The following is a 19168-nucleotide window of genomic DNA, read 5'->3' as shown; positions in this document are numbered from 1 at the left end:
CGGAGGAGCGCGGGCGTGAGGCCGGTAAGGGCGCGGAGGAGCGCGGGCGTGAGGCCGGTAAGGGCGCGGAGGAGCACGGGTGGGGGGCCGAGCTTCAGGAGCCTTCGCTGGAGGACGGGGCGGGCGAGTGGCCCGCGGCTCCGGATCGGACGCATCAGCATGGCGAGGTGAAGCTGCCCGAGGTGGCTCCGCCGCCGGTCGAGGCCGCGCAGGAGGTGGTTCCCGGGGCGCCGCTGCCGAGGACCGTCGACGGGGCGCAGGTGAGTGTACGAGCCGCGGAGAGGACGAATCCGCTGGCCGGGGTCGGCGGGTTGCCGTACGTGGCGGGCGGGATCGGGGTGTTGCTCGTGGGACTCTGGGCAGTCGCCAAGGCACAGGCCCGGCGTATGCGGAGAAAGGTATTCTAGATCCGTCTTTACTGTTCCTTTGACCCGACTAGTATTCCCTTGACCGTGGATTCGCCAATCGCGGAGGGCACAGGTGGCACGCAAACGAGCGACGGCCGTCTCCGCCATGGTGCTCGCTATCGGGTTAACCGGCATCGGGGTCATCCCGTTCGTCGGCGCGGGCGCGACGGCTTCGGCTACGGCGCTGGACCCGGTGGAGCCGTGTGACGTCGGGCAGGAGTGCCCGCCGCAGACCACCGTGACGATCACCACCACGCTCCCGACCCCGACCCCGGAGCCGGAGCAGCCCGAGACCACGATCACCAAGACGGTCACCGCGAAGCCCACCAAGACGACCAAGGCTCCCGAGCCGACGAAGACCAAGACGACCAAGGCCCCCGACCCGGCGCCGGTCACGCAGTCGGTGGCCCCGCCGCCGCAGCAACTGCCGGAGGAGACGCCGCAGGAGGTGCCGGACCCCGTCACGTCGTCGGCCGAAGAGTCGGTGCAGATGCCCACCGTGGCCGGCACCGACACCCCGACACCCGCGCTCTCCACCGACGCCGCCTCCGTCGAGAGCGACACGGTGCAGCTGGAGGTGCGCAACGCGGCGCCGGAGTACGACCAGCGCAGTCTCACCCAGCGGCTCAGCATCCCGGCGCTGATCATGGTGCTGCTGGCGTTGTTCGCGGTGCTGATCTTCGAGGGGCGGCTGCGCCGGATGGCTCACGCCGCGGCCGTGCGCAAGGCAGGTCCGCAGGCCGGGGCCTACCCCGGGGGCTATCCTCAGCAGCCCGGCCCGTACCCGCACCAGGCCGAGGGCTACCCGGCGGGGCCCGGCTACGCCACCGCGGGCGTCGCGGCCCCCGGCTACCCTGGCGGCACCGCGTACGCGCCGATCATCAGCTTCGTGCCCGTCCAGACGTTCCCGAGCGGGCAGGTCCAGTACGGCGCGGTCTACCACGACCCGAACGCCCCCCACACCGCGCCCGCCCCCATGCCCGAGCAGGGTCCCGTCGTCCTGGCTCCCGACCAGTACGGTTCGTACAGTCACCAGCCGGGCGAGGACGCGTACGGTCGCCAGCCGGGTGAGGCGGGCAGGGACTCGTCGGGGCACCAGCCGGGTGAGGCGACCAGGGAATCGTATGGTCACCAGCCGGGTGAAGCGGAGAGGGAACAACTCCGGGCGCCGTTCGAGCCGTTGATCGCGCCGGAGCCGCCGTCCTCCGACATCCCGCCGGGCGGCGCGGCCCCGTACGAGGACACCCCGGATCGGCCTCTGGGCCCGGCCTCGGCTGCCGAATCTGGTGACTCCGAGCCCTGGTTCGGCCCGCGGACGACAGGCAACCCGCCGTCCGACCTCGACCGTACGATCGTGCAGCGCTTCCCCGACGACGATCACGGTCCGGACGAGCGCGGACGCCACCCCCGCTGACACGCGCCTGCGGCGAGCACTGCGCGTTCCGGGTCGAGTGTGTCCGTTCACGGTGAGCGCGGCAGGTTCCGAGCGAGGGCTTGTTCACGGCGGCAAGGCGTGTTTCCGGCCGAGCGCCTCGTTCCGGGCTGAGTGCGGCGAACGCGGCGTGTTCCCGGCGGCGGGCTCGTTCGCGGGGAGCAGGCGGGTTTCGGGCGAGCGTGTCCGTTCACAGCGAGCAGAGCGTGTTCTCGGCGGAGGCTCTTTCGCGGTGAGCGCGGCGTTTCCCGGCGAGCAAGGCGGGTTTCGGGCTTAGCGCCGGTTTCGGGCGAGCGTGTCCGTTCTCGCCCAGCGAGGAGTGTTCTCGGTGGGGGCTCGTTCGCCGTGAACAGGCCGTGTTTCCGGCGCAGGGGTTGTTCGTGGTGAGCGCGGCTCGTTCCCGGCGGAGCGCCTGTTCCCAGCGGGTACGGCGTGTTCCGGGCAACTGCCGGTAGGACGGTGCTGGAGATGGGAAACGCGGCGGGAACAAGGCCCGCCGCGTTTCCGAGGGTGTTACTTGGCGCGTTTGAAGATCTTGCTGCCGAGCCAGACCAGCGGGTCGTACTTGCGGTCGGCGACGCGCTCCTTCATCGGGATCAGCGCGTTGTCGGTGATCTTGATGTGCTCGGGGCACACCTCGGTGCAGCACTTGGTGATGTTGCAGTAGCCGAGCCCGTGGTCCTCCTGGGCCGACTCCTTGCGGTCCGCCACGTCGTACGGGTGCATGTCGAGCTCGGCGATCCGCATCAGGAACCGGGGCCCGGAGAAGGCCGGCTTGTTCTCCTCGTGGTCGCGGACCACGTGGCAGACGTTGTTGCACATGAAGCACTCGATGCACTTGCGGAACTCCTGGGACCGCTCGACATCGACCTGCTGCATCCGGTACTCGCCCGGCCGCACGCCCTCCGGGGGCGTGAAGGACGGCACCTCCCTGGCCTTCTGGTAGTTGTACGAGACGTCGGTGACGAGGTCCTTGATGACGGGGAAGGTGCGCATCGGCGTCACCGTGATCGTCTCGTCCTCGGCGAAGGTCGACATGCGGGTCATGCAGCTCAGCCGCGGCTTGCCGTTGATCTCCACCGAGCAGGAGCCGCACTTGCCGGCCTTGCAGTTCCAGCGCACGGCCAGGTCGGGGGCCTGGGTCGCCTGGAGCCGGTGGATGATGTCGAGGACGACCTCGCCTTCGTTCACCTCGACGGTGAAGTCCTCGAGCTTGCCCTCGCCGCTCTCACCGCGCCAGATCCTGAACTTCGCCTTGTAACTCATTGCGCGATCCTGTCGAACTCGTCCATCTCGTCGTCGGTGAGGTACTTGCTCAGCTCGTCGCGGTCGAACAGAGTGATCAGGTCGTCCCGCATCGCGGGCTGCTCCTGTTCTTCGACCGTGATGGACCCGCCGTCCTCGGTGGAGCAGACCAGCAGCTTGCGCCGCCACTCCGGCCGCATGCCCGGGTGGTCGTCGCGGGTGTGGCCGCCGCGGCTCTCCTCGCGCATCAGCGCGGCCTTGGCCACGCACTCCGACACGAGGACCATGTTGCGCAGGTCGAGCGCGAGGTGCCAGCCGGGGTTGTAGATGCGTGAGCCGCCCGCGCCGACGAGCTGCACGCGCTCCTTGAGCTTCTCCACGACCTCCAGCGCCTCGGTCAGCTCCTCGGCCTTGCGGATGATGCCGGCCAGCTCGTTCATGGTCCGCTGGAGCTCGTGGTGCACTTCGTACGGGTTCTCGCCGCTGGAGCGCTCGAGCGGCGCCAGCGCCTCGGTGCGGGCCGCGTCCACCTGCTCCTGGGCCACCTTGGGCCGGGCGGGCAGCGCGTCCACGTAGGCCGCGGCGCCGGCGCCCGCGCGCCGGCCGAACACCAGCAGGTCCGACAGCGAGTTGCCGCCGAGCCGGTTGGAGCCGTGCATGCCGCCGGACACCTCGCCGGCCGCGAACAGCCCGGGTACGGACGCGCCGCCGGTGTCGGCGTCGACCTCGACGCCGCCCATGATGTAGTGGCAGGTCGGGCCCACCTGCATGGGCTCGGCGGTGATGTCGACGTCGGCCAGCTCCTTGAACTGGTGGTGCATCGACGGCAGCCGCCGCTTGATCTCCTCGGCCGGGAGGCGGGTGGACACGTCCAGGTAGACGCCGCCCTGCGGGGACCCGCGGCCCGCCTTCACCTCGGCGTTGATGGCCCTGGCCACCTCGTCACGGGGGAGCAGCTCCGGAGGCCGGCGGTTGTTGGCCTGGTCGGTGTACCAGCGGTCGCCCTCCTCCTCGGTGGTGGCGTACTTGTCCTTGAACACCTCGGGGATGTACTTGAACATGAAGCGCTCGCCGTCGGAGTTGCGCAGCACGCCGCCGTCGCCGCGGACCGACTCGGTGACGAGGATGCCGCGCACGGAGGGCGGCCAGACCATCCCGGTGGGGTGGAACTGGATGAACTCCATGTTGATGAGGTTCGCGCCGGCCAGCAGGGCCAGGGCGTGACCGTCACCGGTGTACTCCCAGGAGTTCGAGGTGACCACGTAGGACTTGCCGATGCCGCCGGTGGCCAGCACCACGGCGGGCGCGTCGAAGAGGACGAAGCTGCCGGTCTCGCGCCAGTAGCCGAACGCCCCGGAGATCCGGTCGCCGTCCTTGAGCAGGCGCGTGACCGTACATTCCTGGAAGACCTTGATGTAGGCCTCGTAGTCGCCGTGCTGCTCGTGGTCCTCCTGCTGGAGGGCCACCACGCGCTGCTGGAGCGTGCGGATCATCTCCAGGCCGGTGCGGTCGCCGACGTGCGCCAGGCGGGGATACTCGTGGCCGCCGAAGTTGCGCTGGCTGATCTTGCCGTCCTTGGTGCGGTCGAAGAGCGCTCCCCAGGCCTCCAGCTCCCAGACCCGGTCCGGCGCCTCCTTCGCGTGCAGCTCGGCCATCCGCCAGTTGTTGAGGAACTTGCCGCCCCGCATGGTGTCGCGGAAGTGCACCATCCAGTTGTCGTCGGAGTTGACGTTCCCCATCGCGGCGGCGGCCCCGCCCTCGGCCATGACGGTGTGGGCCTTGCCGAACAGCGACTTGCACACGATCGCCGTGCGCTTGCCCTGCTGGCGGGCCTCGATGGCGGCACGCAGCCCGGCGCCTCCCGCGCCGATGACGACCACGTCGTACTCGTGACGCTCGATGTTGATCGAGTTATCCACTTGAACTGATCCTTACGCGAACGGGAAGGCGATGATGCCCTTGGCCACCAGGCGGACGTAGAGGTCGGCGCCCATGACGGAGAACATCGAGGCCCACGCCCACTGCTGGTGCTTGGCGTTGAGCTTGGAGACGAAGGTCCAGGCCCGGTAGCGGAGCGGGTGACGGGAGAAGTGGTTGAGCCGGCCCGCGGTGATGTGACGGCAGGAGTGGCAGCCGAGCGTGTAGCCGAGGATGAGCACGGCGTTGAGCATCAGGATCCAGCTGCCGAGGCCGATCGGCTTGTGCACGACGGCCAGCACGGCGTCGTAGGTGAGGATGGCGCCGATCAGGAGCGCGAAGTAGAAGAAGTAGCGGTGGATGTTCTGCATGATCAGCGGGAAGCGGGTCTCACCGGTGTACTTCCCGTGCGGCTCCTGCACCGCGCACGCGGCGGGCGACAGCCAGAACGAGCGGTAGTAGGACTTGCGGTAGTAGTAGCACGTCAGCCGGAACCCGCCCGGCAGGCCGAGGATCAGCAGCCCCGGCGGGAGCGCGTACCAGTCGCCGACGGGCGCCCACCCGAACAGCCGCGCGCCGTCACAGACCTCCTGCGTGGTCAGACAGGGTGCGGCGAAGGGGGCGATGTAGGGTTCGGCGAAGTTGCTCGTGTCGAGGATCGCCCACACACCGTAGATCAGAAATGAGCTGAGCCCGAGGAATACCAGCAGCGGGGTGAGCCACCACCGGTCGGTGCGCAGCGTGCGCACCTTGACCTGGGCACGCTGCTTTCTCGCTGGGGCATCGGGCGTCGTCTGGGTCATCGCGGACCTCTCCACCTCCCGCGGACCCCGCACGCCTGGGGTCCGGGTCGTTCTTCTAGGCGCGTTCGGCGGTGACTATGCCGCGCGGGCGCGCAGTTGGTGTGGCATACGTTACGACGAGCGCATCGCGATTTGTGAGGACGGTCACTCACTTTCTCCTGCTCACGCTGTGATTCCTGTCACGTATCCCGTCAGGGGCGCTGTCCCTGGTAAGGCAACTTCACCACAGTCACAAAAAAGTTATCGATTTGACGGACAACCCTTATGAATTGCCCAAAATCTACGGGTTTAGCCACGTATGCATTGGCGTGCAGCCGGTAACTCCGGACGACGTCCTCTTCGGCCTTCGACGTCGTCAGGACGACCACCGGGATCGTCCTGAGTACCGGGTCGGCCTTCACCTCCCTGAGCACCTCCAGGCCGCTCTTCCTGGGCAGGTTGAGGTCGAGCAGGACGAGGTCCGGCCTCGGCGCGCCCGCGTGGGCCCCCTCCTGGCGCAGGAACGCCATCGCCTGCTCGCCGTCGCCCACCACGTGCAGGCGGTTGCGCAGCTTGCCGAGGTCGAACGCCTCCCGGGTGATCAGCACGTCGCCCTGGTCGTCCTCCACCAGGAGCACCTCGACAGGCCGCCAGTCAGGCATCGTCGTCACCGGCGGCGGGCAGCGTCCAGCGGAACGTGGTGCCGCGGCCGCCGGTCTCGCCCGAGTCGCCGTCGAGCCAGAGCCGGCCGCCGTGATAGTCGACGATCTTGCGGCAGAGCGCCAGGCCGATGCCGGTGCCGGCGTAGACGTCGCGCGGGTGCAGCCGCTGGAAGATCAGGAAGATGCGGTCGGCGTACTTGGGATCGACGCCGATGCCGTTGTCGGAGCAGCTGAACTCCCACATGCCGTCTCTCTCGACCGCCTCGATCCGGACGTGCGGCGGCTCGTCGCCGCGGAACTTGACCGCGTTCTCGATGAGGTTCTGGAACAGCTGGGTGAGCTGGCTCGGACTGCCTGTCACCCGGGGCAGCTCGCCCGTGGTGACCGTGGCCCCGGCGTCCTCGATGGCCGCCGACAGGTTGTCCAGCGCCGCCCGCACCGCCACGCCGCTGTCCATGGGCGCCTTCTCGCCGCCCACCCGGCCCACGCGGGAGAAGTCGAGCAGGTCGTTGATGAGCAGCTGCATGCGCTTGGCGCCGTCGACCGCGTAGTGGATGTACTGCCTGGCCCGATCGTCGAGCTCGTTCTCGTACCGCTGCTCCAGCATCTGGGTGAAGCTCGCCACCTTGCGCAGCGGCTCCTGGAGGTCGTGGCTGGCCACGTACGCGAACTGCTCCAGCTCGCCGTTGGAGCGGCGCAGCTCGTCGGCCTGGTCGGAGGCGGTGCGCCAGGCCGACAGGATGCGCCTGCGCATGGAGTCGATGTGGCTCGACAGCTCGGCCAGCTCCGCGGGCCGCTCGACGCCGAGCCGGTGGTCGAAGTCGCCGCCCGCGACCGTGCGCACCTGCTCGGTCAGCCGGGCGATGGGGTCGAGCACGGTGAAGCGCACGATGAACGCCAGCGCCACACCGGCGACCAGGATCACCACGAACAGCACCACGAGCGCGACGTTGAGCCGGTCGATCTGCGCGGCCACCTCCGGGTTGGGGTCCAGCTCGCGCGCCTGGGCGATCATCAGCATGATGAGCGCCACGCCGGCCAGGAACGCCGCCGCGGTGGCCGCCCCGGCGAAGACGAACCAGCGCGCTATCGGCACCCTGCCGACGCCGGTCGGCGGCTTGGCGGGGGGAAGCGGGTTGATGCTCATGTCTCGCCCCTGCTGACGATCACGGCCGCCAGGTCGTCCTTGAGAGTCCCGACCTCGCCGATGAGCCGGTCGATGTCGATCGCGCCGTGCAGCCGTACCAGCTCGACGAGCCCCTCCACGCCGAGCAGCTCGCCGCCGACGGCGGCCTCGATCAGCCCGTCGGTGTAGAGCATCATCGACCAGCGCTCGCCCAGCGGCACGTCGAGCACCGCCCACTGGGCGTCCGGGAAGATGCCGAGCGGCGGGCCGGACGGCGCGCCCTCGACGACTTCGACCACCCCGTCGCGCACCAGCACCGGGGGCGGGTGGCCGGCCACCCGCATCCGGGCGCTCGCCAGGTCGGGCGCGATCGTGGCCATGCAGAGCGTGGTGAAGATCTCCGGGGCCCTGCGCTCGGCCCGCAGCAGCGTGTCGAGCGTGCGCAGCAGCAGGTCGCCGGTCTGCCCGGCGAGGACGAGGGTGCGCCAGGCGATGCGCAGCGCCACCCCGAGCGCGGCCTCGTCGGGCCCGTGGCCGCACACGTCGCCGACGATCACGTGGACCGAGCCGTCGGGCGTCTGCACCGTGTCCAGGAAGTCGCCGGCCAGCCGCTGCCCCTGCGAGCCGGGCAGGTAGCGGGTGGCGTGGCGCAGCTCGCGGGTGCGCAGCAGCGGCACGGGCAGCAGGCCGTTCTCCAGGCGGGCGTTCTCCTTGGCGGTCAGCTCGGCCTCGACCAGCCGGCGCTGGGCCAGGTCGGCGCGCTTGCGCTCCATGGCGTAGCGGATGGCCCTGGCCAGCAGCCGGGCGTCGACGTCCTGCTTCACCAGGTAGTCCTGGGCGCCCGCCTGCACCGCCGCGACCCCGACGTGAACGTCGCGTAACCCCGTCAGCACCAGCACCGCGGCGTGCGGCGCCAGGTCCAGCACGTGCTGCAGCGCCTCCAGGCCGGTCGCGTCGGGCAGCGAGAGGTCGACGAGCACGCACTGGATCTGCGGGCCGAGCTGGGCCTTCGTCTCCTCCAGGCTCCGCACCCAGGTGATCCTGGGCGGCGCCTCGGCCTGCATGAGCAACTCCTCCACGAGGAACGCGTCTCCCGCGTCGTCCTCCACCAGGAGCAGCGTCAGCGTTTCGTCCAGAGTCGCGGTCACGCACGCCCTTCCGCAGATTGAGGCCGTGCTGCTCATTCTGCGATGAGCTCGACCCCTTGTGGAAGGGTGCCTTCCTGCCCTGCTTCGATCACGTAAGAGAGAAGCGTCGCCCGGAACGCCTGCGCGGCCCTGATCGGTTCCACGTCCTTGCGGTGCGCCAGCGCGATGGTCCGGCTCAGCCCGGGCGGCGCCAGCGGCGTGCCGGCCAGCCCCGGCCGCCCGTCGAGCACCATCGACGGCACCACGGCCACGCCCAGCCCCGCCTCCACGAACCGCAGCACCGCGTCCATCTCACCGCCCTGGACCGCGAACCGGGGCTCGAACCCGGCCTGCCGGCAGGCCGCCAGCGTCGCGTCGCGCAGGTCGTAGCCGGTCCTGAACATCACCAGCGGCCTGCCGCGCAGCTCGTCGATGCGCAGGTACGGCTTGCGCGGCCGCTCGGCGGCGGGCGAGGCCACGACCAGGTTCTCGCGCAGGATCTCCTCCGTCACCAGCGACGGGTCGTCGTGCTGCAGCGGCATGATGATCAGCGACATGTCGAGCTGGCCGCGCGCCAGCGCGCGCACCAGGTCGCGCGAGCCGCCCTCCTCGACCAGCAGGCCGATCCCCGGGTACGAGTGATGGAAGCGGGCCAGGGCGTCGGCCATGAGCCCCGCGCAGAGCGAGGGCGTCGCGCCCAGCCGCACCTGGCCCCGGCGCAGCCCGGCCAGCTCGGCGACCGCCTGCCTGGCGGTGTCGGCGTCGGCCAGCATCCGGCGGGCCAGCGGCAGCAGCGCCTCCCCGGCCGGGGTCAGCGTGACGTTGCCGCGCGCCCGGGAGAACAGCGGCGCGCCCAGCTCGTGCTCCAGCGCCTTGATCTGCTTGCTGAGCGACGGCTGCGCGACCCGCATCCGCTCAGCCGCGTGGGTGAAGTGCCTGGTCTCGGACACGGTGACGAAGTACGCCAACTGCTGGAACTGCATGTGATTTTCCTCGCAACCGGCCAGCCCGGTGAACGTGCTTATGCCGTACAAACCAGACATCATAGCCGCTGGCTATCGAAACCAGGCCCCTCATGACTTGGACGGATCATCGCAGGCTACCTAGCGTCGATGAACGTGACTGCCACGATAGAGCGCGGCGCCGCCACCGCGCCCGTTATCCCCCCCAAGGGTGAAGAGAAGCCCAGAGCCAAGAGGCCTGGCGGATTCCTGACCTCGTCCAACGGCAAGAAAGCCGTCATGGCCGTCACGGGGGCCGTCATGGTGCTCTTCCTCGTCGGCCACATGCTCGGCAACCTCAAGATCTTCGCGGGCCGCGACTCATTCAATGAGTACGCGCTCGCGCTGCGCACCCTGCTGGAGCCGATCGCCCCGTACCGGACCCTGCTCACCCTCGTCGAGATCGTCCTCGTGGTCTCGGTCGTCCTGCACATGTGGGCCGCGATCTCGCTGTCCCGCCGCGCGGCGGCGGCCCGTCCGGTGAAGTACGCGGCCAGGAAGAAGTCGCAGGCCAAGGGGTACGCGACGCACATCATGCGGTTCGGCGGCATCACGATCGCGCTTTTCGTGGTCTGGCACCTGCTCGACCTGACCTTCGGCGTGGTGAACCCGAAGGGCTTCGACTCCTCACCGGCCGACCGGATGATCGCCGGGTTCGACCCGTCCCGGTGGTACGTGACGCTTCTCTACATCGTCGCCGTCGCCATGGTCGGCCTGCACCTGCGGCACGGCATCTGGAGCGCCTTCCAGACGCTCGGCGTGGCCAACCGCGACAGGAACAGGGCGCTGCGCGCGGTCGCGGGGCTCGGCTCCGCCGTCCTGGTCATCGGTTTCCTCGCGCCGCCGCTCGCCATCACGTTCGGAGTGGTCCAGTGAATTTCGTCGAAGGCGCGGAGATCCGCGACACCAAGGCACCGGCCGGTCCCATCGAGGAGCGGTGGGAGAAGCGCAAGTTCGGCGCCCGCCTGGTCAACCCCGCCAACAAGCGCAAGCTCGACGTCATCGTGGTGGGCACCGGCCTGGCCGGCGGTTCCGCCGCCGCGACGCTCGGCGAGCTCGGCTACAACGTCAAGTCGTTCTGCTATCAGGACTCGCCCCGGCGCGCCCACTCCATCGCCGCCCAGGGCGGCATCAACGCCGCCAAGAACTACCGCGGCGACGGCGACTCGATCTACCGCCTGTTCTACGACACGGTGAAGGGCGGCGACTTCCGCGCCCGCGAGTCGAACGTGTACCGCCTGGCCGAGGTCTCGGTGAACATCATCGACCAGGCCGTGGCCCAGGGCGTGCCGTTCGCCCGCGAGTACGGCGGTCTGCTCGACACCCGCTCGTTCGGCGGCGCACAGGTGTCGCGGACCTTCTACGCCCGCGGCCAGACGGGCCAGCAGCTCCTGCTCGGCGCCTACCAGGCGCTGGAACGGCAGATCGCGGCCGGGACCGTCGAGATGTTCACCCGGCACGAGATGCTCGACCTGATCGTCTCCGACGGCCGGGCGCGCGGCGTCATCGTGCGCGACATGGTGACCGGCGACATCGAGCGGCACTTCGCCGACGCCGTGGTGCTCGCCACCGGCGGCTACGGCAACGTGTTCTACCTGTCCACGAACGCCAAGGGCTGCAACACCACCGCCATCTGGCGGGCGCACGAGCGCGGCGCGTACTTCGCCAACCCCTGCTACACGCAGATCCACCCGACCTGCATCCCGGTCTCCGGCGACCACCAGTCGAAGCTCACGCTCATGTCGGAGTCGCTGCGCAACGACGGCCGCGTGTGGGTGCCGCTGCGCAAGAACGACTCCCGCGCCCCCGGCGACATCCCGGACGCCGAGCGCGACTACTACCTGGAGCGGATCTACCCCGCCTTCGGCAACCTGGTCCCGCGTGACATCGCCTCCCGCGCCGCCAAGAACGTCTGCGACGAGGGCCGCGGCGTCGGACCCGGCGGCCTGGGCGTCTACCTCGACTTCCGCGACGCCATCGGCCGGCTCGGCCGCGACGCCGTGGAGAAGAAGTACGGCAACCTGTTCGAGATGTACGAGCGCATCACGGGCGAGAACCCGTACGAGACGCCGATGCGCATCTACCCGGCCGTCCACTACACGATGGGCGGACTGTGGGTGGACTACGACCTGCAGTCGACGGTCCCCGGCCTGTTCGTGATCGGCGAGGCCAACTTCTCCGACCACGGCGCCAACCGGCTCGGCGCGTCCGCGCTGATGCAGGGCCTGGCCGACGGCTACTTCGTGCTGCCCACCACGATCGGCGACTACCTGGCCGACGGGCCGTTCGGTGACGTCGACGAGGAGGCCGTCGCGGCGGCCGAGGTCGCGGTGCGCACGAAGATCGACCGGCTGATGTCGGTGAACGGCACCCGCACCCCCGACTCCTTCCACCGCGAGCTGGGCAAGCTCATGTGGGACTACTGCGGCATGGACCGCACCGAGGAGTCGCTGCGCAAGGCCCTGGAGCGCATCCCCGAGCTGCGCCAGGAGTTCTGGGAGAACGTCAAGGTCACCGGCGTCGCCGAGGAGCTGAACCAGACGCTGGAGAAGGCCGGCCGGGTGGCCGACTTCTTCGACCTGGCCGAGCTCATGTGCCTGGACGCCCTGGTGCGCAGCGAGTCGTGCGGCGGCCACTTCCGGGCCGAGTCGCAGGACTCCGACGGGGAGGCGCTGCGCGACGACGAGAACTTCGCGCACGTCTCGGCGTGGGAGCACTCGCCGGACGGCACGCCGGTGCTGCACAAGGAGCCGCTCGAGTACGAGTACGTCAAGATGAGCCAGCGGAGCTACAAGTGAACCTGACCCTGAAGGTCTGGCGTCAGAGCGGCCCCAAGGACCGCGGACGCATGGTGACTTATCGGGTGGAGGATGTTTCGCCCGACATGTCCTTCCTCGAAATGCTGGATGTGCTGAACGAGCGGCTCATCCTCGAAGGCGACGACCCGATCGCCTTCGACCACGACTGCCGCGAGGGTATCTGCGGCATGTGCGGCATGGTCATCAACGGCGTCGCGCACGGCGAGCAGGTGGCCACCACCACCTGCCAGCTCCACATGCGGCACTTCGAGGACGGCGCCACCATCACCATCGAGCCGTGGCGGGCCGCGCCGTTCCCCGTGATCAAGGACCTGGTCGTCGACCGGAGCTCCTTCGACCGCATCATCCAGGCCGGCGGATTCGTCTCCGTCCCGGCCGGCTCCGCCCCCGACGCGCACAGCGTGCCCGTCCGCAAGGAGGACGCCGACGCCGCCTTCGACGCCGCCACCTGCATCGGCTGCGGCGCCTGCGTCGCGGCCTGCCCCAACGGGTCGGCGTCCCTCTTCACCGCGGCCAAGATCACCCACCTGAGCCTGCTCCCGCAGGGCCAGCCCGAGCGCCTGTCCCGCGCCAAGGCCATGGTGGACCAGATGGACGCCGAGGGCTTCGGCGGCTGCACCAACACCGGCGAGTGCACGGCCGTCTGCCCGAAGGGCATCCCGCTGGACACGATCGCCCAGATGAACAGCGACTACCTCAAGGCCAACGCCAAGTAGCCCGCTTCTCCGGAAAGGGCCGCGCGGTTCCACCGCGCGGCCCTTTCCTGCTCCTGTTGGGGATAATCCGGTTCGGGACGGTTGAGTAGGCTGGCGGCATGACCGCCATGGCACCGGGCCGCTCCGAGCCTGACCTGTCGTTCCTGCTCGACCACACCAGTCACGTGCTGCGTACGAAGATGGCGGCCGCGCTGGCCGAGATCGGCCTGACCGCGCGTATGCACTGCGTGCTCGTCCACGCCCTGGAAGAGGAGCGTACGCAGATCCAGCTCGCCGAGATCGGCGACATGGACAAGACGACCATGGTGGTCACCGTCGACGCCCTGGAGAAGGCGGGCCTGGCGGAGCGCCGCCCCTCCAGCACCGACCGGCGGGCCCGCATCATCGCGGTCACCGAGAAGGGCGCCGAGGTCGCCCACCACAGCCAGCGGATCGTGGACGGCGTGCACCGGGAGGCGCTGGACGCCCTGCCGGAGAAGGAGCGGGAGATGCTCCTGTCGGCGATGAAGCGGCTGGCCGAGGGCCATCTCGCCACCCCGGTGGAGGTCGCGCCCGGCGCGCGCAGGGCCAGGCAGTCCCGAAAGTAGTTCTGTAAAGGATCGTCTACAACAAAACTATCTGTTAAGGTCTCTCCTGTTTCCCATGAACAGGAGGGGCCATGTCGCCCACCCCGCACCGCCGGCTCGCGTTGATCGTGCTGTCCGCGGCGAGCCTGATGACGATCCTCGACGGCAGCATCGTGACCGTCGCGATGCCGGCCATCCAGCACGACCTGGGCTTCACGCCCGCCGGGCTGAGCTGGACCGTCAACGCCTACTTGATCCCCTTCGGCGGCCTGTTGCTCCTCGCCGGGCGGCTGGGCGACCTGATCGGCCGCAAGACGATGTTCCTGGCCGGCAACACCCTCTTCACCGTCGCGTCACTGCTCGCCGGCCTGGCCACCACGCCCGGCATGCTGGTCGCCGCCCGCTTCCTGCAGGGCGCGAGCAGCGCCATGGCGGCGGCCGTGGTCCTCGGCATCCTGGTCACCCTGTTCACCGAGCCGGGCGAGCGGGCCAAGGCGATCGGCGTGTTCAGCTTCACCGGCGCGGCCGGCGCCTCCATCGGCCAGGTGCTCGGCGGCGTGCTCACCGACGCGCTCTCCTGGCACTGGATCTTCTTCATCAACCTGCCGATCGGGCTGGCCACCGTCGCGCTGGCCGCCCGCGTGCTGCCCGCCGACCGCGGCACGGGGCTCTCGGCGGGCGCCGACGCCCTCGGCGCCGCGCTGGTCACCGGCGGCCTGATGCTGGGCATCTACACCGTCATCAAGATCGAGGAGTACGGCTGGGCGGCGGCCCACACGCTGGGCCTGGGCGCGCTGTCGGTCGCCCTGCTGGCCGGCTTCTTCGTCCGGCAGGCCACGGCCCGCACCCCGCTCATGCCGCTGCGCGTCTTCCGCTCCCGCAACGTCTCCGGCGCGAACCTGACCCAGATGCTGGGCCTTTCGGCCATGTTCGCCTTCCAGATCCTCGTCGCGCTCTACATGCAGAAGGTCCTCGACTACAGCGCGCTGGAGACGGGCCTGGCGATGCTGCCCGCGGCGGTCGCGATCGGCGGGATCTCGCTGTTCCTGTCCGCACGGCTGAACGAGCGGTTCGGGGCGCGTGCCGTGCTCATCGCCGGCCTGGCGCTGCTGATGGCCGCGATGGGCTGGCTCTCCCGGGTGCCGGTCCAGGCGTCGTACGTCACCGACCTGCTGCCGGCCATGCTGCTGATCGCCGGGGGCGGGCTGGTGCTGCCCGCGCTGGCCACGCTCGGCATGTCGGCCGCCAGGGCCGACGACGCGGGGCTCGCCTCGGGCCTGTTCAACACCACCCAGCAGATCGGCATGGCGCTGGGCGTGGCCGTGCTGTCCACGATGGCCGCGTCCCGCACGGGAGACCTGCTGGCCCGGGGCATGACGGACGCGGCGGCCCTCACCGGCGGCTACCGGCTGGCGTTCGGCATCGCGGCCGCCCTGCTGCTGACGGCCCTCGTGGTCGCGGTGACCGTGCTCCGCTCGCCCGCACCGGCCACGGAGCACCTCGTGGAGCGCAGGCCGGCCTGACGGCCTCCCCGGGGTGGGGAGGCCGTCGAAGAGCGGGTCAGCTGTGCGGGCAGGTGTCGCGATACTCCTCGATGGCGGTGCCCCGGGGGGCCGGGCAGAGGAAGGGGTCGTAGCGGAGGTCGTCGTCCACGAAGCGCTTCAGCCAGGCGACCATCGACTTGGCCATCGTGGTGTTGGTGGTCTGCGGGAAGAAGTGGCTGGCGCCGTTCAGCTCCAGATACGCCTTCTCCGACGAGGCGGGGATGCTCTCGTAGAACGGCTGGGAGTGGGTGGTGACCGAGGCGACCGAGTCGTTCTCACCGCCGATGATCATCGTGGGGACGCGGACGCCCGACCAGTTCTTGGTCAGGTTCCACGGGGCCAGCGGCACGGCCGCCTGCAGGCTGGGGCGGTCGTCGGCGGCTTCGAGGCTGCCGCCGCCGCCCATCGAGTGGCCCGCCACCGCCAGCCTCGACGGGTCGATGCGGCTGCGCACGGCGGTCGGGCTGTCCTCCACCAGCCAGTCGAGCGCGGCCAGGAGCTGGCGGCCGCGGCTGGCCGGCTGGTCGTAGCGGCTGTTGGTCTCGATGCCGATGACCACGAAGCCGTGCGAGGCGATCCGCGGGCCGAGCCACGACAGGCTCGACCAGGAGGCGGTGTAGCCGGGCGAGATGGCGATCGCGCCGAACGTGCCCTGGCTGGTGTCGTTCGGGTAGTAGACGCGACCGCCGCCGAACCCGGTCACGAGCGAGGACACGGACTGGTCCGAGGTGCTGAACGGGCCGCGGCTCGCCTCCAGGAGGGAGTCCGTCGGGTTCGGGCCGCGCTCGAACGGTCCGGCGGCGCTAGCCGGCTGGGCCAGGGTGAGGGCGCCGCAGGCGAGGGCTGCGGCCACGGCGAGTCTGGCGATCGCGTTGCGGGGATACACGTCGGCAACTCCATCTGTGGGGGGTGCGAACGCCGCCATTGTCAGACCGGGCGGCGCGTCCCCGCATCGCGTGAATCGCCGGTGTCAGAACAGCAGCCGCGCCAGCTCCACCCGGGACCGCACGCCCAGCCTGGCGAACACGTTGCGCAGATGATGGTCGACGGTGCGCGGGCTGAGGAAGAGCTGGGCGGCCACCTCCCGGTTCGTCGCGCCCTCCGCCACCAGCCGGGCGATGCGCAGCTGCTGGGCCGTCAGCACCTGCTCGGGGCCGCCGCCGGGCGCCGGGCGGGCCACGGTCTCACCGGCCGCGCGCAGCTCGGCGCGGGCCCGCTCGCTCCACAGCCGCGCCCCCAGCCGCTCGAACGTCTCCAGCGCGCCGTGCAGGTGCTCCCGCGCGGCTCCCGGCCGGCGTTCCCTGCGCAGCGCGCCCCCGTACAGGAGCTGGGTGCGCGCCGTCTCGAACCGGCACGCGCCCTGCCGGTGCAGCTCCAGGGCCTCCTGGAAACGCTCGCCCGCCTCGCCGGGCGCGGCGAGCAGCGCCCGGCAGCGCGCGACGAGCGCGCGCCGGTCCGGGCTGCTGGTGCTCCCCGCCCACCGCTCCAGCACCCGCAGCGCCGCCGTGGCGCGCCGGTCGTCGCCTGTACGTGCCGCGGCCTCGATGAAGTGCGGGCTGGCCATGACCCGTACGACGACATGGTCGTTGTCACGGTGCCCGCGCAGCCGGGCGGCGGAGTCGGCGAGCCTGCCGGCGGCCAGGTCGAGGTGGGCCAGCGCCCAGGTGCCGAGGGCGCCGGCGATGCCCAGGCCGTGCGACTCGGCCAGGTCGAGCGCGCGGTGGGCGCGGTCGCGGCAGGCGTCGGCGTCGCCCTGCACCGCGTCGGCGTGCGCCAGCCAGGCGAGATGCTGGGCGGCGGCGTTGGGCTGGCCGGACGCCTCGGCCAGCCGGAGCCCCTCCGCGGCGTGCGCGGCCACCGACGGGTAGCGGCCCAGCCAGAAGTGCGCCTGCACCACCGACTCCAGCAGTTGCGGCACGAGCGTGACCGCGCCGCGCCGGCGCGCCGTGTCGACCGCGCGCGCCGACAGCTCCAGCGCGGTCGCGTCCTCGCCCAGCAGCAGGCTCGCCACGCACGCCCACACCAGCGGGACGGGGCTGCGCACCGCCGGGGCGAGCCGCACCACCCGCCGCAGCGGCCCCGCCGCCGCGCGATGGTCGCCGCTGAACGTGGCGGCGATCCCCTGCAGATACTCGAACATGAGCTGCGCGTTCGCGCAGTCGTCGGGACGGCGCAGCAGGGCGACCTGCCCGGCGATGGCGTGGAAGGTACGGATGTCGCCGGTCAGATAGCTGGCCTCGGCCGCGTGCAGCAGCGCCTTGACGCCGTCGATCCGGTCGCGCTGCACCAGGCAGGAGGCGGCGGTCAGCAGCTTGTCCCTGGCGCTGTCGGCGTGACCGCTCAACAGCTCCAGCCTGCCGCGCATGAGCTGGGCCTGGCCCTCCAGAGGGTGCCTCGGCTGCGCGAGCAGCCACCTGGCCCGGGGCACGTCACCGGACACCCAGGCGTGGCGGGCGGCCGCGGCCAGCCACTCCGTCCTGCGCTCCTCGACGCCGGTCAGCTCGGCGGCGTGCTCGTACGCGGCGGACCTGCCCGGGTAACCCCGCGCGGTGGCGGCGGACGCGGCGGCGGCCAGCTCGGCGGCGAGCTGATCGGGCAGCCCGTCCAGGGCGTGCGCGCGGTGCCAGGCGCGGGCGAGCCGGTGCCGGTCGCCGTCGAGGAGCCTGCCCAGCAGGGCGTGCGCCGCGCGCCTGCGGGCCGGCGGCGCCTCCGCGTAGGCGACGGCACGCACCGTCTCGTCCGCGAACCCGTACCGCCCGCCCTCCGCCCTGATCAATCCCGCGCGCTCGGCCGGCGCCAGGACGGCGGGCGGCCCGGCGGCCAGGAGTTCGCGGTGCAGCCGCGCCTCTGCGCCGGACTCCTGGGCGGGTCGCCGGCGGAGAGTCTCGGCGTTCAGCCCCGGATGGGCGGCGAGCAGGAGGAGCAGGAACCGGGTGGCTTCCGGGAGCCGGGCCAGCCGCTCGGCGTGCGCGCGGTGCAGACGCCCGCCCGGCGGGAGGCCCGTGGGCGGCGCGGCCAGCCCGGCGAGCTGCTCGGGCGTCAGCGATCCGACGAGCTCGCGCCAGGCCAGCGGGTTGCCTCCGGCCAGTCGCGCCAGGCAGGTGCGCAGGTCGTCCGGGAGCGCGCCCGCCGCCAGCTCGTGGGCGAGCGCCCGGCACGCGGCGGGATCCAGCCCTTCCAGCACCCGCACGGGCACGTCCTCCGGCAGCCCGGCCGCGTCCCGCACCGCCAGCAGCAAGGCGATCCGCTCGCCCGCCACCCTCCTGGCAGCGAAGCACAGCGCCTCCCTGCTGACTTCGTCGAGCAGGTGCAGATCGTCCACGCACACCAGCACCGGCTCGGCCGCCGCCAGCTCGGCCAGGAACTCCAGCACCGCGGCGGGCAACGCCATCCCGTCCCCGGCCGTGCCCCGCCGCAGCGCCCGCGCCAGCACCGGCGACCGGACCAGCCGCGCCACCGGCCGCAGCAGCGCGTGCAGCCCGGACCCGGCCAGCCGCGACTCCTGCGGCACCCCGCGGGCGCGCAGGACGGCGAACCCACCGGCCATGGACGCGGCCCGGCCGAGCACGGCGGTCTTGCCGATACCCGGCGGTCCCGCCAATACCAGCGCGCCGCCGTCGCCGGCCCGCGCCGCGTCGAGCAGCAGCCGCACGGCGTCCAGCTCGGCGGCTCGGCCATGCAGCCCCTCTGACATGACCAGAGTGTGACTCGCGTTTGTCAACCGGAAAAGGGCCCAGCTGTAAAGTCGGCGAAATCGCCGATGGGGCCGCGTGACTTAATGAGTACGTTTCAGAGCGTACAAATGAGGTGGCACACGATGCAGA

15 protein-coding genes and 1 pseudogene are annotated in these 19168 nt (G+C 71.1%); 7 read left to right on the top strand and 9 right to left on the bottom strand.

Features of this window, described 5'->3' with window-relative positions; all coding sequences use genetic code 11:
• Positions 1–407 (top strand): annotated as a pseudogene (locus ACIBF7_RS36435) (hypothetical protein); the annotation flags it as partial.
• A gap of 73 nt (positions 408–480) precedes the next feature.
• Positions 481–1821 carry a hypothetical protein gene (locus ACIBF7_RS36430; protein WP_397199179.1) on the top strand — a complete coding sequence of 447 codons (1341 nt, stop codon included), beginning with the start codon at positions 481–483 and terminating at the stop codon, positions 1819–1821.
• 531 nt (positions 1822–2352) lie between these two features.
• Here ACIBF7_RS36430 and ACIBF7_RS36425 read toward each other — a convergent pair.
• The 7 genes from ACIBF7_RS36425 to ACIBF7_RS36395 all read right to left on the bottom strand — a co-directional run bounded on the left by ACIBF7_RS36425 (position 2353) and on the right by ACIBF7_RS36395 (position 9681).
• Positions 2353–3105 (bottom strand): succinate dehydrogenase/fumarate reductase iron-sulfur subunit, encoded by a 753-nt coding sequence (locus tag ACIBF7_RS36425; RefSeq protein ID WP_148029212.1) that lies wholly within the window; start codon positions 3103–3105, stop codon positions 2353–2355.
• On the bottom strand, positions 3102–4991 hold the full coding sequence (locus ACIBF7_RS36420; RefSeq protein ID WP_397199260.1) for a fumarate reductase/succinate dehydrogenase flavoprotein subunit: 1890 nt from the start codon (positions 4989–4991) through the stop codon (positions 3102–3104). The genes ACIBF7_RS36425 and ACIBF7_RS36420 overlap by 4 nt, the downstream gene beginning before the upstream one ends.
• 24 nt (positions 4992–5015) lie before the next feature.
• The gene (locus ACIBF7_RS36415; RefSeq protein WP_148029213.1) at positions 5016–5804 is read right to left on the bottom strand and encodes a hypothetical protein; all 789 of its coding nucleotides are present in this window, start codon (positions 5802–5804) and stop codon (positions 5016–5018) included.
• Positions 5805–5995: 191 nt separating this feature from the next.
• Positions 5996–6445: a response regulator gene (locus tag ACIBF7_RS36410; RefSeq protein WP_271280052.1), complete on the bottom strand. Its 450-nt coding sequence runs from the start codon at positions 6443–6445 to the stop codon at positions 5996–5998.
• The gene (locus ACIBF7_RS36405; RefSeq protein ID WP_397199178.1) at positions 6438–7592 is read right to left on the bottom strand and encodes an ATP-binding protein; all 1155 of its coding nucleotides are present in this window, start codon (positions 7590–7592) and stop codon (positions 6438–6440) included. Before ACIBF7_RS36405 ends, ACIBF7_RS36410 begins: the two co-directional genes overlap by 8 nt.
• Positions 7589–8719 carry a PP2C family protein-serine/threonine phosphatase gene (locus ACIBF7_RS36400; RefSeq protein WP_397199177.1) on the bottom strand — a complete coding sequence of 377 codons (1131 nt, stop codon included), beginning with the start codon at positions 8717–8719 and terminating at the stop codon, positions 7589–7591. Before ACIBF7_RS36400 ends, ACIBF7_RS36405 begins: the two co-directional genes overlap by 4 nt.
• 32 nt (positions 8720–8751) lie before the next feature.
• Positions 8752–9681 carry a LysR family transcriptional regulator gene (locus ACIBF7_RS36395; protein ID WP_148034272.1) on the bottom strand — a complete coding sequence of 310 codons (930 nt, stop codon included), beginning with the start codon at positions 9679–9681 and terminating at the stop codon, positions 8752–8754.
• 135 nt (positions 9682–9816) lie between these two features.
• Here ACIBF7_RS36395 and ACIBF7_RS36390 point away from each other — a divergent pair, with 135 nt between their 5' ends.
• From ACIBF7_RS36390 to ACIBF7_RS36370, 5 genes are all read left to right on the top strand, one after another.
• The gene (locus ACIBF7_RS36390) at positions 9817–10575 is read left to right on the top strand and encodes a succinate dehydrogenase cytochrome b subunit (RefSeq protein WP_397199176.1); all 759 of its coding nucleotides are present in this window, start codon (positions 9817–9819) and stop codon (positions 10573–10575) included.
• A complete protein-coding gene (locus tag ACIBF7_RS36385; RefSeq protein ID WP_148029218.1) occupies positions 10572–12497 on the top strand; it encodes a fumarate reductase/succinate dehydrogenase flavoprotein subunit in 1926 nt (641 codons plus the stop codon). Before ACIBF7_RS36390 ends, ACIBF7_RS36385 begins: the two co-directional genes overlap by 4 nt.
• Positions 12494–13234: a succinate dehydrogenase/fumarate reductase iron-sulfur subunit gene (locus ACIBF7_RS36380; protein WP_148029219.1), complete on the top strand. Its 741-nt coding sequence runs from the start codon at positions 12494–12496 to the stop codon at positions 13232–13234. The genes ACIBF7_RS36385 and ACIBF7_RS36380 overlap by 4 nt, the downstream gene beginning before the upstream one ends.
• A gap of 98 nt (positions 13235–13332) precedes the next feature.
• Positions 13333–13821: a MarR family winged helix-turn-helix transcriptional regulator gene (locus ACIBF7_RS36375; protein ID WP_397199174.1), complete on the top strand. Its 489-nt coding sequence runs from the start codon at positions 13333–13335 to the stop codon at positions 13819–13821.
• 71 nt (positions 13822–13892) lie between these two features.
• Complete coding sequence (locus tag ACIBF7_RS36370) at positions 13893–15323, top strand: MFS transporter (RefSeq protein ID WP_148029221.1); 1431 nt, start codon at positions 13893–13895, stop codon at positions 15321–15323.
• A 37-nt stretch (positions 15324–15360) separates the two neighbouring features.
• Here ACIBF7_RS36370 and ACIBF7_RS36365 read toward each other — a convergent pair whose 3' ends face one another.
• Positions 15361–16269 carry an alpha/beta hydrolase gene (locus ACIBF7_RS36365; protein WP_148029222.1) on the bottom strand — a complete coding sequence of 303 codons (909 nt, stop codon included), beginning with the start codon at positions 16267–16269 and terminating at the stop codon, positions 15361–15363.
• A gap of 45 nt (positions 16270–16314) precedes the next feature.
• Complete coding sequence (locus ACIBF7_RS36360; protein ID WP_397199173.1) at positions 16315–19038, bottom strand: LuxR C-terminal-related transcriptional regulator; 2724 nt, start codon at positions 19036–19038, stop codon at positions 16315–16317.
• Between the last annotated feature and the right edge of the window lie 130 nt (positions 19039–19168).

Origin of the sequence: Nonomuraea sp. NPDC050478 (genome assembly GCF_044458265.1) — a bacterium.
Classification (GTDB): domain Bacteria; phylum Actinomycetota; class Actinomycetes; order Streptosporangiales; family Streptosporangiaceae; genus Nonomuraea; species Nonomuraea ferruginea.
Note: the sequence above shows the minus strand (reverse complement) of the source record. Positions and strands in the feature narration are given on the sequence as shown.